We start from the raw sequence: 15,115 nt of genomic DNA, 5'->3' as shown, positions 1-15,115 counted from the left end.
GCCCCTATGCTCGGAATGCCGCTGGCCTGCCGGGAGGTGCGATGCCCAACGCGTGGAGCGTGTTCCGCCGCGATCTCGGCCGCCTCGCGCGCGTCAGCAAGGCGTGGATCATCATCATCGGCGTGATCGTCACACCATCGCTGTACGCGTGGTTCAACATCGTCGCGTTCTGGGATCCCTACTCGAACACCCAGCACGTCAGCGTGGCGATCGTCAACCAGGACGACGGTGCCTCCTCCGACCTCACCGGCCGCATCGATGTGGGCGGAGAGCTCGTCGATCAGCTCGAGAAGAACGACCAGCTCGGCTGGCAGTTCCTCGACGAGGACGAGGCGATGGATGCCGTGCGCAGCGGCCGCAGCTACGCCGCGATCATCATCCCCCCGGACTTCAGCCGCGACTTCCTCAGCATCACGACCGGCGAGTTCACCCGCCCCGAGCTGAAGTACTACGTCAACGAGAAGGCCAACGCGATCGCGCCGAAGATCACCGACGTCGGGGCCTCCACCCTCGACACCCAGATCAACGGCACCTTCGTGTCGGTGGTCTCGAAGGCCGTCACAGAGCAGCTGAAGGGCGTCGGAGCAGATGTCGAGGACCGCCTCGGCGACGCGCGCGACAGCTCGGTCGCCGCGCTCGACGACGCCGTCGCGAAGGTCTCGTCCGCACGCGGACGCATCACCGAACTGCAGAGCGGTCTCGCCGACGCGCAGAGCCGCCTGGACAGCGCCGCGGGCACTCTGGGCAGGGTCGACAAGACGCTCGGCAAGGTGCAGTCCGCGGTCGCGCAGGCGCAGGCCCTCGCCGCCGAGGCGCAGCAGGAACTGCTCACCGTCACCGACAAGGTCACGTCCGCCTACGTGTCGGGTGCCACGCTCATCGCCGACGCCTCGTCGAAGATGAACGCGTCGATCGCGACCCTGTCGGCCGGCCTGCAGCAGGCGAACGTGGCGGTCGGCACCGCGATCGACGACCTGTCGGCCGTCGTCAAGGCGAACGGTGCGGCGCTCGACGAGCTGCAGTCCGTGCTGGATCAGACCGACCCCGGCTCCGAGGCCGCGCAGAAGCTCCGCCAGGCCATCGACGACCTGAAGCAGCGCAACGCCGACGACCAGCAGGTGCTCGACCAGTTGAAGACGCTGAACGGCGACGTCACGAACACGATCGGCTCGGTCAAGACCGCGGCCGACAAGGTGAATGCCGCGACCTCGCAGGCGGCGACCTCGGCGGGCGCCATCCGCGATGCGCTGACGAAGAGCATCCCCGAGCTCAACCGGGCGATGTCGGCGCTGTCGGCCAGCGCCGACGGCTTCTCGGCGGCTCTCGGCGCCCAGCGCTCCCAGATCACCCAGGCGCAGAACCTGCTCTCCGGGCTGAAGACCCAGCTCGCGTCGACGACCGCCGCCCTCGGCGCGCTGGACGGCAACCTCGCCACCGCGGAGTCGGGCCTGAGCGGTGTGCGCACCGACGTGCTGGCGCTCAGCGCGGCAGACATCTGGAACAGGCTGAGCACCATCAGCGGCCTGAACCCCGAGCAGATCGCGAACTTCATGGCCTCGCCCGTCGAGGTGCACGAGAACGCCATGTTCCCGACCAAGGCCTACGGCTCGGCGATGGCCGCGCTGTTCACGAACCTCACGCTCTGGATCGGCGCGTTCGTGCTGATGGTGATCTTCCGCCTCGAGGTCGACACCGAGGGCGTCGAGGGCGTCACCGTGCGGCAGGCCTACCTCGGCCGCTGGATGCTGTTCGCCGCGATCGGCGTGTGCCAGGCGGTGCTCGTCTCGGTGGGCAACCTGTTCATCGGCGTGCAGACGGCGAACGCCTTCGCGTTCGTGGGCACCAGCGTGCTCATCGGCCTGGCGTACCTCAGCATCATCTACGCGCTCTCGGTGTGCTTCGGGTATGTGGGCAAGGGCCTGTGCATCCTGCTGGCGATCTTCCAGATCCCCGGGGCATCCGGCCTGTACCCGATCGAGATGATGCCGGACTTCTTCCGCGGGCTCTACCCGTTCCTGCCGTTCACCTACGGAATCGACGCCCTGCGCGAGACCATCAGCGGCTTCTACGACGGCGCCTGGTGGCGCGCGATGGGAACGCTCGCGATCTACGTCGTGCTGGCGTTCGCGCTCGGGCTGTTCCTGCGCCGCCGGCTGGGCAACTTCGCCCTGCTGTTCAACCGCCGGCTGTCGGAGAGCGAGCTGCTGGTGAGCGAGGACGTGCAGATCACCGGTCGTCGTCACACGCCGCAGATCATCCGCGCCCTGACCGACGGCGACGGCTACCGCGCGCAGGTCGCGGAGCGTGCACGCAGGTTCACCGAGCGGTACTCGACCCGGCTGCGGCTCACCCTGATCGTCGGCGCCGCGGTGATGGCCGTGATCGGTGTCGCCGCCTGGCTGCTGCCCGGTGCCAAGGCGACCATGCTCGGCCTGTGGGCGCTGTGGTGCCTGATCCTGATCGCGTTCCTCGTGGCCCTGGAGTACATCAAGCAGAGCATCGAGCGGGCAGCCGAACTGGGTGAGATGCCGGATGCCGAGCTGCGGCAAGCGCTGATCGACGAGACCGCCGGCGACGGCGTGCTGCTCGCAGGTTCCGGAGCATCCGTCGCGTCGGCAGGAGGCTCGGATGCCGTGCGCACCGCGGTGCTCGAGCGGACGGACGTCGAGTCCGAACCGGACGACGACACGGCCGTGCTGGACGAGCTGTTCGGCCCGGATGCCGACACGGACGCTGATGTCGAGGCGGATGCCGACGTCGCGACCGACCCGGATCCTGCGGATGCCGAGACGGTCGACGCACCCGAGGACGCTGCGGATGCACAGCATCCGGAACCCGACGAAACAGCACCGCACGTCTCCGAAGAGGAACCCACGCAGGAAGGAGGGGAGCGCGCATGAGGAACATCCTGCAGGTGCTCCGCTTCGATCTGCGCCGTGCCACGAGCAGCGTCATGGCCGTGATCGTGCTCTTCGGCCTGGTCGTGATCCCCTCGCTGTTCACGTGGTTCAACGTGATCGCCAGCTGGAACCCGTTCGACAACACCAAGAACCTGAAGGTCGCCGTCGCCAGCACCGACGAGGGGTACCAGAGCGACCTCGTGCCGATCCGCCTGAACGTGGGCGACCAGGTGCTCTCCACGCTGCGCGCGAACCACGACCTGGACTGGGTGTTCACGTCGAAGGACGACGCGATCGACGGCACCCGGTCGGGCGCGTACTACGCCGCGATCGTGCTGCCGCCGACGTTCAGCACCGACATGATGACGTTCTACTCGAACGGCGCCGAGCGCACGCGCATCGAGTACTACACGAACGAGAAGAAGAACGCCCTGGCCCCGAAGATCACGGGACAGGGCGCCGGCGAGGTCGCCACGACCATCAACGAGGCGTTCACGTCCACGCTCAGCGAGGCGGGCCTCGGGATCATCACGTCGCTGTCGAAGTACCTCGACGACGCCGACACCCAGGCAGCGCTGTCCCGCCTGCAGGCCCACGTGGGCGAGGTCGCCGCGCAGCTGCGCGCCGGCGCGTCGACCGCCGACATGTTCACCGCGCTGATCTCGTCGAGCCGTCCCCTGGTCGACAGCGCCTCGGGGCTGGCATCCGCTTCCGGCGATGCCCTGCGCAGCGCCACCGGCGCGCTGGGCGACGGCAAGAAGGCCGCGCAGTCGCTGAAGCAGGTGCTCGCCTCGACCACCTCGGCGCTCGGCGACGCGCTCTCCGGCACAGCCGACAGCTATCAGGCGGTCGCCGACAGCGTCGACGACGTGTTCGCGTCGATGAACGCGCAGGCGACGAGCTCGGCCGATTCGCTCCGGGCCGTCGCGACCCGGGTGCAGACGCAGGTCGATCAGCACCAGAGGCTGCGCGACGACCTGGTGAACACCGTCCGTCCGCTGCTCCCCGAGAGCACGCTGGACTCGTTCGACGCCGCCGTGTCGCGCATCGACGCCGCGATCGCCCGCGAGCAGGCCCTGCAGGACCGGCTGGAGGACGGCGCGACCCAGATCGCCGAGGGCAACGCCGACAGCCAGGCCATGCACGCCGAGATCTCGCAGCTGATCGCCCAGGCCAAGGCTGCCGTGCAGGACGCCCGCAGCGCCTACACGGGCAGCCTGCAGCCCAAGCTCGACGCCCTCGCCGGCACGCTCGCCTCGATCGGTCGCGACGTGCAGGGCATCTGCGGCGAGCTCTCCGCCGCGGCGAAGTCGCTCACCGGTTCGGGCTCGCTGAGCAGTGCGCTGGCGGATGCCGAGGGTCTGACCACCGGGATCTCGCAGTCGCTCTCGGAGACCGCCGACCGGTTCGACCAGCTGGATGCCGCACTGACGAAGGCCATCGACACGGGCGACCTGAGCGAGCTCAGCAGCGTGATCGGGTCCGACCCGAAGGCCCTGGCGACGTTCCTCGCCGAACCGGTCGGGCTGGACCGCGTGCCGGTCTACTCGGTCGTGAGCTTCGGCGCCGCGATGACGCCGCTGTACACCGTGCTCGCGCTGTGGGTCGGGGCGCTGCTGACCGCGGTGTCGATCCGCGTCGACCCGCCGCAGGGCGAGGGCTCGCCGCTTCCCCCGCTCTCCCCCGCCGAGACGTACCTGGGCCGGTTCGGGATCTTCGCGATCGTCGGTCTCCTGCAGAGCTCGCTGGTGTGCATGGGCAGCATCCTGTTCACGCAGGTGCAGCCGCAGCATCCGCTCCTGCTGCTCCTGGCGGGCTGGGTGAGCTCTCTCGTGTTCCAGCTGATCATCTACACGTTCGTGGTGACCTTCGGCAACGCGGGCAAGGCGCTGGCCGTGCTGCTGCTGGTTATCCAGATCTCCGGCTCCGGAGGCGCCTACCCGCTGCAGGTGCTGCCGCAGTGGTTCCAGAACATCACCCCGTTCCTCCCCGCCACGCATGCGGTGAACGCGATGCGCTCGGCGATCGCCGGCATCTACCGCAACGACTACTGGGTCTCGCTCGGCTGGCTCGCGCTGTTCGCCGTGCCTGCGCTGCTGCTCGGCCTTGCACTGCGCCTGCCGTTCATCCACGCCAACCAGAAGATGCTGCAGGCGCTGCACTCCACCAAGCTCATGTGAACAGCTCCGTAGCCCGATAGCGCTAGCCGTCTGCCAGGTGGATGCCGACGATGCCGACATCCACCTGACTGAGAGAGCCGCGCGGCCGGCGCGTCGTCTCCGGGTCGAACGTGGAGATAGACCGCTGCGTCAGGCCCGCGCGTCCTCGATCCTGGCGCGGAGTTCGGTCGCCATGATCGCACTCAGCATGGTCGAGTAGGGAATCGGTCCGGTCCAGGGCTTCGACCAGTCGTTCCCCGGATAGATGGTGCCCTCACGCCACGCGTGCGCCACGAGCGCATCGGTCCCGTCGACGACGAAGCGCTCCAAACGCGCACGCTCCAGACCGTCGACCGGAAGCAGCGGCAGCAGCTCGCCGAGGTAACGGTAGTAGATGCCCTTGAACAGCCCCTCGTCACCGCCATCGCCCTCGTCGCGGAACACGGCGCCGTCGCTGAGTGCGGAGATCGCCGTGAGTGCCGTTCGGGTGGCCCGCTCGCGGTAGACGCGATCCCCGGAGGTCTTCAGGAGCTCGACCGCGGCGCCGACATACAGGCCTTGGTTGTAGGTGAAACGCCACTGGGTGTCGATGCGCCCATCACCCTCACGGTTGATGCCGTCCTCGACGAAGCCGTCGTCGCCGACGAGACGATCCTCCAACCAGGCCATGGCAGTCACCGCATAGTCGCGGAAGTCGCGGGTCCCCTGCGGGAGTGCTCGCTCGAGTCGCAGCGAAAGGATGATCAGCGGCCCGTTCGCCGGGGTGTTCTTGTACTCCAGCTGCTGCTTCCGCCATGCCAGGCTCTCGCCCTGAGCGTCGTTCCAGCCGAACTCCACCACGTGATCCCAGATGGCCAGGGCGTCATCGAGCCAGCGCTTCTCACCGGACGCCCGGTGCAGGCGCTCGAGCGCCAGGGCGAACCAGAGCATGTCGTCGAAGTAGTCGTTGAACAGCGAGCCGCCGTTGCGCTCCACGATGTTCTCGACGGCGGCGACTGCCGCGCGGTGCCACCGTTCGTCGCCGGTGCGCTGCCAGGCGTCGATGCGCGCATCGATGACGTGCGCGAGCCACCAGTAGTTGAAGGTTGCCGTGTCCCCGGTGTCGTGGGGGTGGCTGTTCTCGAGGAACTGGATGCCGGGAACGGCGAAGTAGTGGTCAAGGCTGGACTGAGCAGCATTCGCGTAGTCGGTCCAGGTCAGGACGTCGGTCGTGGTCATGATTCCGTTCTCTGTGCGTCTCGGGAGCATGGGCCGGAGCACGGCAGCGCCCCGGCCCAAGAGGGGTCAGCGGGCGTCGGCGAGGATCTTGTCGCCCTGCTGCTGGGCCTTCTTCAGCGCTTCCTCGGCGGTGAGCTTGCCGGACATGAACTCCTGCAGCGCGGGGATGAGCGCCTTGCCCTCCACGTCGGAGTACCCCTCGACCTGCGGGCGGGTCGTCGCGAAGTCGAGTGTCTTGATGAATGCCGCGTAGTGCGGGTCGTCGGTGAAGAACGGGTCGTTCGCGGCCTCGATGTTCGCCGGGATCCAGCCGGAGATCTTGCCGAAATCGACACCGTTCTTGGGCTGAGTGGTCCACCACTTGATGAACTCCCACGCGCCGTCCTGGTGCTTCGACGCGGCGGGGATGACCAGCCCGAATCCGCCCATGTTCGCGCCCTTGTCGCCGTTCGGTCCAGCGGGCGGGGGGACGATGCCGTAATCGAGACCCTTCACCTTGTCGAGCTCGGAGAGTGCCCACGGCCCGTCCAGGCGCATGGCGAGCTTTCCCTCGGCGAACGGGTTGGCGCCGTCGCCGAAGCCCTGCTGCCACACTCCGTCCTCCATCAGCTGCTTCCAGAACTGCAGCACCTCGAGACCCTGAGGACTGTTGAAGGCGGTCTTGCTGCCGTCTTCGCTGACCAGGTGCCCGCCCGCCTGAGCAAGCCACATGCTGAACAGGCCAGGGTCGGAGAGGTCGAAGCCCGCACGCGTGAGCTTGCCGCCGTCACGCTCCGTGAGCGCCACTGCGGTATCACGCAGCTCGTTCCAGTTCGTGGGTGGCTTCAATCCCGCCTTCTCGAGTTCGGTGACGTTGTAGAACAGCGAGCGGTTGTCCACCAGCAGCGGAATGCCGTACTGCTTGCCGTCGACCTGCATCTCCTTCAGCGCGGGCTGGTAGAAGGCCGCCGTGTCGACGTTGTCCTTCGCGATCCGATCGTCGAGGTCTGCGAGCGCGCCCTTCGGTGCGTAGAGTGAGGTCTGGAAGCGGTCCCACATCACGAGATCGGGCACCTGTCCACCGGCGATGGCAGTGAGCAGCTTCTGCTCGACCGCCTCCTGCGCGACGTAGGAGACCTCGTACTTGTTCTGTGAGGCGTTGAACGCTGCGGCCTGCTTGTCGAGCTGGGCGACCTGGTCACCCGACCATGAGCCCCACATCACGACCGGCTCGCGTCCTCCATCGCCGGATCCGCTGCCGGGCGCGGAGCATCCGGTGAGGGCGAGGGCTGCCGTGACGAGAAGTGCCCCGGCGGCGGTCACGTATCTGATCTTCATCGATTCTCCTGTGGGTTGTTGCGGTTAAGAGTCTGGTTCGGGTGAGTCTGTCGAAGGCCCGTCATTTGCTTCCGGTGTGCGCGACGCCCTCGATGATGTAGCGCTGCGCGAACAGGAAGACCAGCAGCACCGGGAGGCTCGCGACCACCGTGCCAGCCATCAGCGGGCCGACCGCGGTCTCATAGGCATCGACGAAGGACGCCAGTCCCACCTGCACGGTGAGCATCGCCGGGTCGTTGAGCACGATCAGTGGCCAGACGAAGTTGTTCCAGCCGGCTTGGAAGCTCAGGATCGCGAGGACGCTGACCCCGGCTCTGGCAAGAGGGAAGTAGATCTGTGAGAAGATGCGGAACTCGCCCGCACCGTCGATGCGTGCGGCATCGCCGAGCTCCGGCGGAAGTGTCTCGAAGAACTGCTTCATGAAGAAGACTGCGAAGGCTCCGGCTGCGCCCGGCAGGATGACCGCCGCGTAGGTGTTGAGGAACCCGACACCGCCCTGGCCGAGGATGTCATTGCCGCCCATCAGCGGGAAGTACCGCAGGATCAGGAACGTCGGGATCATCGTCACGATGGCCGGCACCATCATCGAGCTGAGATACAGAGCGAAGATGCCGCCCCGGCCGCGGAAGCGGAGTCGCGCCAGCGCATATCCGGCGAGGGAGCCGAAGAAGACGTTGGTCACCGCGCCGCCGACGCCGAGGATGAGCGAGTTCAGGAAGTAGCGGGCGAATGGCGCGTCGCTGAAGACACGCACATAGTTGTCGATCGTCGGGTTCTGGGGTATCAAGTTCAGTGCCCCCGCCAGGATCTCCCCGGCCGGCTTGAAGGAGGTTGCCAGGGTCCACACCAGCGGTGCGACGGTGGTGACTGCCACCAGTGACGCCGCGACGATCCAGAGGATCCGGCCGATGCGCTTGCGAACGGAGACACCCCTCATCGGACGCCTCCTCGACGAGTGTTTCGACGGCCGCGCGCCTTCGGCGCCCGATCGTGCGACAGCGTCAGGCGCGTGTTGATCAGCGCGAAGACGAGAATCACCAGGAACAGCACGAAGGACAGCGCGGACGCATAACCCATCTCGAGGGAGCCGAAGCCCTTGTCGTAGATGTAGTACACGATCGTGACCGTTGAATTCCCTGGCCCACCTTTCGTGAGCACGTACGCCTGGTCGAACACCTGGAAGGCGGCGATGATCAGCAGCGTCGACACCAGATAGGTGGTGCGACTCAGCGACGGAAGCGTGATGTGGCGGAACGTCTGCCAGGCATTCGCCCCGTCCAGCCTCGCCGCCTCGTAGAGATCCAGCGGCACTCCCTGAAGCCCGCCGAGGAACATGATCATGTGGGTCCCGAAACCCGCCCACACGCTCATGAGCACGATGGCGACCATGGCCCAGTTGGAGTCGTAGAGCCATGCCGGGCCATCGACACCGAACCACCCGAGCACGACGTTCAGAAGCCCGATCTGCGGATTCAGCAGCCAGTACCAGATGGTCGCAGTGCCGACGGTCGACGAAACGACAGGGATGTAGTAGAGCGTGCGGAAGAGCCGGGAGAGTCTGCTGCTGCGATTGACGAGAAGCGCCGTCGTCAGAGCGACGACCAGGCCAAGCGGCACGAAGAGAACGGTGTACCAGGCGGTGTTGCGCAGCGCGAGCCAGAAGAAGTCGTCGTGAAGGATGGCGACGTAATTGTCCCAGCCGAGCCATTCGGGCTTACTGACCACCGCGTAATCGGTGAAACTCATGACCAGAGAGATGATCAGCGGCAGCATCACGAAGATCGCGAACAGCACCAGCGGCACTGCCAGGAACCACCAGGCACTGCGCGCCATCTGCCTTCCGACTGGATCGATTGTGCGCTGGCGGGGTTCGGCCGCGACACGAGCGCCGGCGCGTCGCTCGACGGTCGTCGGCGAGGCTGAGTTCATCCTCGGACGCTTCCTTCCGGGACTCGCACGTAACTGCGCAGACCCGCCACATCGAGGGCCAGTTCGCAGAACATGGCATTCGCCCACGAGAACCATTCGCGGGTGAATGTCGCAGGATCGTCCTTGTGGAAGGACTCGTGCATCATGCCAGTACCGGCGTCAGTGCTCACGAGCATCTCGAGCAGGCGCTTCTTCTCGTCAGGATCGGTGGCAGTGAGCCCCTGCAGCGCGAGCGCGATCGGCCAGATGTGTCCATCCGGCGTATGCGGGCTGCCGATGCCCTTCGCCGCTGAACCGGAAGCGAACGTCGGGTTGGCGTCGCTGAGGACGAACGCCCGGGTGCGCTGGTAGAGCGGGTCGCCGGCGTCGCACCATCCGATGTAGGGCAGCGCGAGCAGGCTGGGCACGTTGGCATCGTCGGCCAGCAGTGCGCCGCCAAGCCCGTCGACCTCATACGCGTAGATCTCCCCGCCGGCCACCGTGACGACCGCGTGCGCGCGGATTCCCGTCTCGATCTGGTCGCGCAGCGCGTCTGCCTCATCCGCGAGCACCTCATCATCGAGCACGTCTCGCGCGATCCGCACGACCCCTGCCAGTACGACCGCGGCGAAGGCGTTCCCCGGCACGTTGTAACCGAAGTCGCATGCGTCGTCGCTGGGCCGGAATGCCGACCATGACATCCCCGTCGGCACCGTGAGCGAGCCACGACCGGCTCGCACGAGGGTGTCCGACTGCGGGGCGTCGAAGCGCTCGAATCGATACGCCGAATGCGCCTCATGGTCCTGTTCGATACGGAAGACGCCCATCGCTGCACGGACGGCACGGGCGTACTGCTCGTCGAGGTGGTCCGTACGGCCGGTGATCCGCCAGATGTCCTCCGCGAGCTGCAGCGGATAACACAGCGAATCGATCTCGTACTTGCGCTCCCAGGTCCACGGCGTCATGTCCGTGCGGTCGTCCTGATGCCCGTTCCCGTTCGCCTCGGCATTGAACGCGTTCGCGTAGGGGTCGTGCAGCATGCCACCGAGTTGCCGACGATTGACCGCGATGACGATCTCAGCGAGTTCAGGCACCCGATCCAGGAAGTGCAGGTAGGGCGCGAGCTGCGCCGCCGAGTCACGCTGCCACATCGCCGGAATGTCCCCGGTCACCATGAACGCCGTCCCGTCGGCCTGCATCGCGATGGTGTTCTCGAGGGTGTCCGTGAAGCAGCGGTTGAAGATGTCCGCCGCGCGTTCCCCGCAGGCTGCGGCCACCCCTGCTACGAGCTCGGTGCGCAATGACTCCGGAAGCTGGAACACGCTCTCTCCTCTTCGACGATGAAGACGATCAACCATCGCCTGCGTCGATTATACATGTTCAATATGTGCACACAACGCTCCGCGAGAATCCTGCCAGCACAGGGAAGCACGCCGCATGAATCTAGATGTTCACGCGTTGACGACGGTACGCATATTCAATACTGGCTGACACTCCCGCCGGAGCGCCGCTGCTCACGACCAGGTCGAAGCAGCGCATCGCGCTGTCGGGCGCTGTGCTGCCTGCGCGGTGCGCTCAGCGCACTGGGGAGACCGACCCCCCGGGCACAAGGTCGATCGGCAACATGATCTTCTCGGCATCCTGGGGCGCGGAGATCTGCCGGCGCACACTGAGCAACGCACGTCGGCCGAGTTCGTGCTGCTGCTGGCGCACGTGCGTGAACCGGAACAAGCGAGAGTCGAAGTGCGCCTCCGGGTGATCGAAGCACACGATCGACACGTCCTCGGGTACGCGACGCCCGAGCTGCTCGCAGGCATCGCGCAGCAGCAGCGCCAGGTTGTACTCGGCAGCTACGTAGGCGGTGACGTCAGGCCGAGCGCGGATGAACTCCACGAGCACAGCGACATCCTCCTGCGTGGTTGCCTCGGTGCCGGGGGTCGTGGAGCCGAGTGACGTGAGCTGGGCCGCCTGATCGAGAGCGAGGTGATGCGCGGCGTGAGCCCGGATGTAACCGGTACGGCGCTCATCGGTCGTCGACACATGACTCGCCGCGCTCACGAACCCGATATGCCCATGCCCCAGGGCGATCAAGTGCTCGGTGGCGACCACCCCGCCCGCGATGTTGTCAGAGCGCACCGACGTCACAGGCACCCCGTCGAAGACGCGGTCGAGGATGGTGAGAGGGAACCGTCGGGCGACCAGCTCCAGGGCAGCCGGCGGGATGTACTCAGAGGAGGAAGGCTGCAGGATAAGCCCGGCGACTCCGCTGTCGGTGAGCGATCGGATCGCCTCATCCTCCACGGCACCATCGCCCATGGTGCGCATCAGCAGGATGTGCTCGGCCGTGCCCGCCGCAGCCAGCACACCTTCTAGCACCTGTGTGCCGAATGCGTCGTCGAAGTTCGTGACGACGCAGCCGATCACAGACGTCGACGAGGACCGGATTGCAGGGTGGACGACCTCGGGTTCGGCAGCGGAATCCGCCATCGTGCTGGTGACGAACGTGCCCAGACGCGGGCGGCGCATGATCAGCCCATCCGCGCGGAGCAGCTCCAGAGCGCGCTTGGTGGTGATCACGCTCACGGCGTACCTCTCGGAAAGCTCGACCTCCGATGGAAGTCGATCACCGACGCTGTACTCACCCTCCGCGATGCGGCGTCGCAGATCCTCATACACCTGCCGATAGAGCACCGATTCTCCCCCCGACGTCACTGATTGCACATATTCATCATAGGCAGCACCTGTCGCCCCGTCCGACGCAGCGCAGAAGACTGCCCTCTGACCGGCGTTTTTCAGACAGAGTCCAGATACACCGCCGACGTCAAGCGGCCCAGTCAAAGACCGAACGAGTGGATAGGATGCCGGGGTGCGCGTCACCCGAGACGCGCACCCGGGCTCCGTGACACGGGGTCCCACGATCCGCTCCTGGGGAACCCGCCGATGACGACAGACACCACGACCGCACCCCGCCGATCGCTCGGCGGCCGCATCGGGCGCATCGCCTTCCTCGTACTGGCATCCCTGCTGGTCATCGCGACCGCCGCGGCCTTCTTCCTGGTCTGGACCATCCAGCGCTCCTTCCCCGAGACCTCCGGCGAGCTCAGCGTGAAGGGGCTCGAGAAGAACGTCACCGTGCAGCGCGATGCCCTCGGCATCCCCACGATCACCGCATCGTCCACCGACGACCTGTTCTTCGCCCAGGGCTTCACACACGCGCAGGACCGCTTCTTCGAGATGGACTTCCGCCGGCACGTGACCTCTGGCCGCGTGGCGGAGATGTTCGGGGCATCCCAGGTTCCCACCGACGCCTTCCTGCGCACGCTGGGCTGGCGGAAGGTCGCTGAGCAGGAGGTCGAGGCGCTCGACGACACCACCCGCGGCTACTACGAGGCGTACGCGGCCGGGGTGAACGCCTACCTGGCGTCGCGCTCGGGCGCGGAGCTGTCGCTGGAGTACGCGGTGCTCGGCGTGCAGAACCCGGACTACGAGCCCGAGCCGTGGCAGCCAGCGGACTCCGTGGCGTGGCTGAAGGCGATGGCGTGGGACCTGCGTACCAACATCGGCGACGAGACCGACCGCGCGATGCTCGCCGCGCAGCTGAGCAAGGCCGGCGAATCGGATGCCGATGCCAAGACTCTCATCGACCGCGTGTACCCGGCGTACCCGTTCGAGCAGAATCCGGTGATCGTTCCGAAGATCTCCACGCTCGATCCTCTGAAGGTCGACGGCGACGAGGGCGGCACGGCGCCGGCATCCTTCTCGACGAAGCCGGGCACGAACACCGACGTGTCGGACGCCGTCACGACCGTGCAGTGGCAGCAGGCCGACAGCGTGATCGAGGCGGCGAGCATGCTGCTGGGTCCGGTGGGCGAGGGCATCGGCTCCAACTCCTGGGTCGTCTCCGGCGACCTCACCGCCAGCGGCAAGCCCCTGCTCGCGAACGACCCGCACCTCGGCGCCGCGCTCCCCTCCGTCTGGTACCAGATGCAGCTCAAGTGCGCGAAGGTCAGTGAGGCCTGCCCGTTCGACACCGCCGGCTTCTCGTTCTCGGGCCTGCCCGGCATCGTGATCGGGCACAACGAGAAGATCGCCTGGGGCTTCACGAACCTCACCACCGATGTCGCCGATCTGTACATCGAGAAGGTGCAGGGCGAGCAGTACTGGCGCGACGGCGCGCTGCAGCCGATCGAGGTGGAGAAGGACGTCATCAAAGTCGCGGGCGGGAAGGACGTGCCGCTCACCATCCGGCGCACCGCGCACGGCCCCATCATCTCCGGTCTCACGGACGACTTCACGGCCATCGCGGACGCGCCCGTGGTGGGTGTCGGCAAGGGCTCGGGCGAGGGCGTGCTGCCGCTCACGGATGCACCTGAGATCCCCGAGGGCGACATCGCCGTCAGCCTGCGCTGGACGGCGCTCGACCCCGGCACCACGGCGAAGGCGATCTTCGCGCTCGACACGGCCAAGGACTTCACGGACTTCCGCCACGCGGCATCCCTGTTCGACGTGCCCGCGCAGAACCTGATCTACGCGGACAAGAAGGGGAACATCGGCTACCAGGCCCCCGGCCGGCTGCCGATCCGCGGCGCGGGCGACGGCTGGCTGCCGCAGCCCGGCTGGGACAGCGCCTACGACTGGACCGGGTTCATCCCCTTCGAGGATCTGCCCGTGTCGTACAACCCGAGCAACGGCTACATCGTCACGGCCAACAACGCGATCGTCGCCGACGACTACCCGTACTTCCTGTCGCGGGACTGGGACTACGGCTACCGCGCGGCCCGCATCGCGCACCTGATCGAGCGGAAGTCGGCCGCGGGGCCCCTGAAGCCGCAGGATCTGCGCGACATCCAGATGGACGACGAGATGTGGATCGGCAAGCAGCTCGCCGTGGCGATGGCCGATGTGAAGGTCGAGGGCGCGGGTCCGAAGGCCGCGGTCGGCCTGCTGCGGACCTGGGATGCCCAGAACCGCGCCGACTCGCCCGCCGCCGCCTACGCGAACGTGCTGTGGTCGAACCTGGTGCGCAACGTCTTCATCGACCGCGAGGTGCCGCTGCCCACGGGCGATCAGGGGCGGCTGTTCACGGTGGTCGGCGCCATGCTCGACGACCCCTCCGACCCGCTGTGGACCAACGACCGGCTGAAGGTCGACGGGATGGACGCTGTGCTCGCGCACTCCGCCGAGCAGGCGTACGCCGAACTGTCGAAGCTGCAGGGCGACGACGTGAGCCGCTGGAACTGGGGCTCGCTGCATGCGCTGACGCTGCGCAGCTCGACGCTGGGCTCGTCGGGGATCGCCCCGATCGAGATGCTCTTCAACCGCGGGCCGTTCCCGGTCAGCGGCGGGTCGTCGCTCGTGAACGCCACCGGCTGGAAGGTGGGCGAGTCGTACGCGACCACGACCGTGCCGTCCATGCGCATGGTGGTCGACCTCGCCGACTTCGACGACTCGACCTGGATCCACCTCACCGGTGCCAGCGGCCACGCGTTCAACGAGCATTACACCGACCAGACCGAGGACTGGGCCGCCGGGGTCCAGCATCCCTGGGCGTTCACGAAGAAGGCCGTCGCCGAGGCGACCGTCGACACCCTGGTGCTGAAGCCCGCGGGCTGA

General features: G+C 67.0%; 9 protein-coding genes. 3 read left to right on the top strand and 6 right to left on the bottom strand.

Annotation, left to right across the window (positions count from 1 at the left end; translation table 11 throughout):
• The first annotated feature begins 41 nt into the window (after positions 1-41).
• Positions 42-2,900 (top strand): YhgE/Pip family protein, encoded by a 2,859-nt coding sequence (locus tag BGN97_RS05770; RefSeq protein WP_292698818.1) that lies wholly within the window; start codon positions 42-44, stop codon positions 2,898-2,900.
• Positions 2,897-5,080 carry a YhgE/Pip domain-containing protein gene (locus BGN97_RS05765; protein WP_292698816.1) on the top strand — a complete coding sequence of 728 codons (2,184 nt, stop codon included), beginning with the start codon at positions 2,897-2,899 and terminating at the stop codon, positions 5,078-5,080. Before BGN97_RS05770 ends, BGN97_RS05765 begins: the two co-directional genes overlap by 4 nt.
• A 129-nt stretch (positions 5,081-5,209) precedes the next feature.
• Here BGN97_RS05765 and BGN97_RS05760 read toward each other — a convergent pair whose 3' ends face one another.
• The 6 genes from BGN97_RS05760 to BGN97_RS05735 all read right to left on the bottom strand — a co-directional run bounded on the left by BGN97_RS05760 (position 5,210) and on the right by BGN97_RS05735 (position 12,379).
• Positions 5,210-6,277 (bottom strand): glycoside hydrolase family 76 protein, encoded by a 1,068-nt coding sequence (locus BGN97_RS05760; protein WP_292698814.1) that lies wholly within the window; start codon positions 6,275-6,277, stop codon positions 5,210-5,212.
• Positions 6,278-6,343: 66 nt separating this feature from the next.
• A complete protein-coding gene (locus BGN97_RS05755) occupies positions 6,344-7,594 on the bottom strand; it encodes an ABC transporter substrate-binding protein (protein WP_292698812.1) in 1,251 nt (416 codons plus the stop codon).
• Positions 7,595-7,655: 61 nt separating this feature from the next.
• The gene (locus BGN97_RS05750; RefSeq protein WP_292698810.1) at positions 7,656-8,531 is read right to left on the bottom strand and encodes a carbohydrate ABC transporter permease; all 876 of its coding nucleotides are present in this window, start codon (positions 8,529-8,531) and stop codon (positions 7,656-7,658) included.
• A complete protein-coding gene (locus tag BGN97_RS05745; protein WP_292698808.1) occupies positions 8,528-9,427 on the bottom strand; it encodes a sugar ABC transporter permease in 900 nt (299 codons plus the stop codon). The genes BGN97_RS05750 and BGN97_RS05745 overlap by 4 nt, the downstream gene beginning before the upstream one ends.
• 92 nt (positions 9,428-9,519) lie before the next feature.
• Complete coding sequence (locus tag BGN97_RS05740) at positions 9,520-10,824, bottom strand: glycoside hydrolase family 125 protein (RefSeq protein ID WP_292698806.1); 1,305 nt, start codon at positions 10,822-10,824, stop codon at positions 9,520-9,522.
• 253 nt (positions 10,825-11,077) lie between these two features.
• On the bottom strand, positions 11,078-12,379 hold the full coding sequence (locus tag BGN97_RS05735) for a GntR family transcriptional regulator (RefSeq protein WP_292698804.1): 1,302 nt from the start codon (positions 12,377-12,379) through the stop codon (positions 11,078-11,080).
• A 63-nt stretch (positions 12,380-12,442) separates the two neighbouring features.
• Between BGN97_RS05735 and BGN97_RS05730 the strand changes: the two genes are divergently transcribed.
• Entirely contained in the window at positions 12,443-15,115 is a 2,673-nt protein-coding gene (locus BGN97_RS05730) for a penicillin acylase family protein (protein ID WP_292698802.1), read from the top strand.

Source organism: Microbacterium sp. 69-10 (genome assembly GCF_001897945.1).
Lineage (GTDB): Bacteria > Actinomycetota > Actinomycetes > Actinomycetales > Microbacteriaceae > Microbacterium.
The sequence above is the reverse complement of the archived record's forward strand: the minus strand, read 5'-3'. Positions and strand labels throughout refer to the sequence as shown.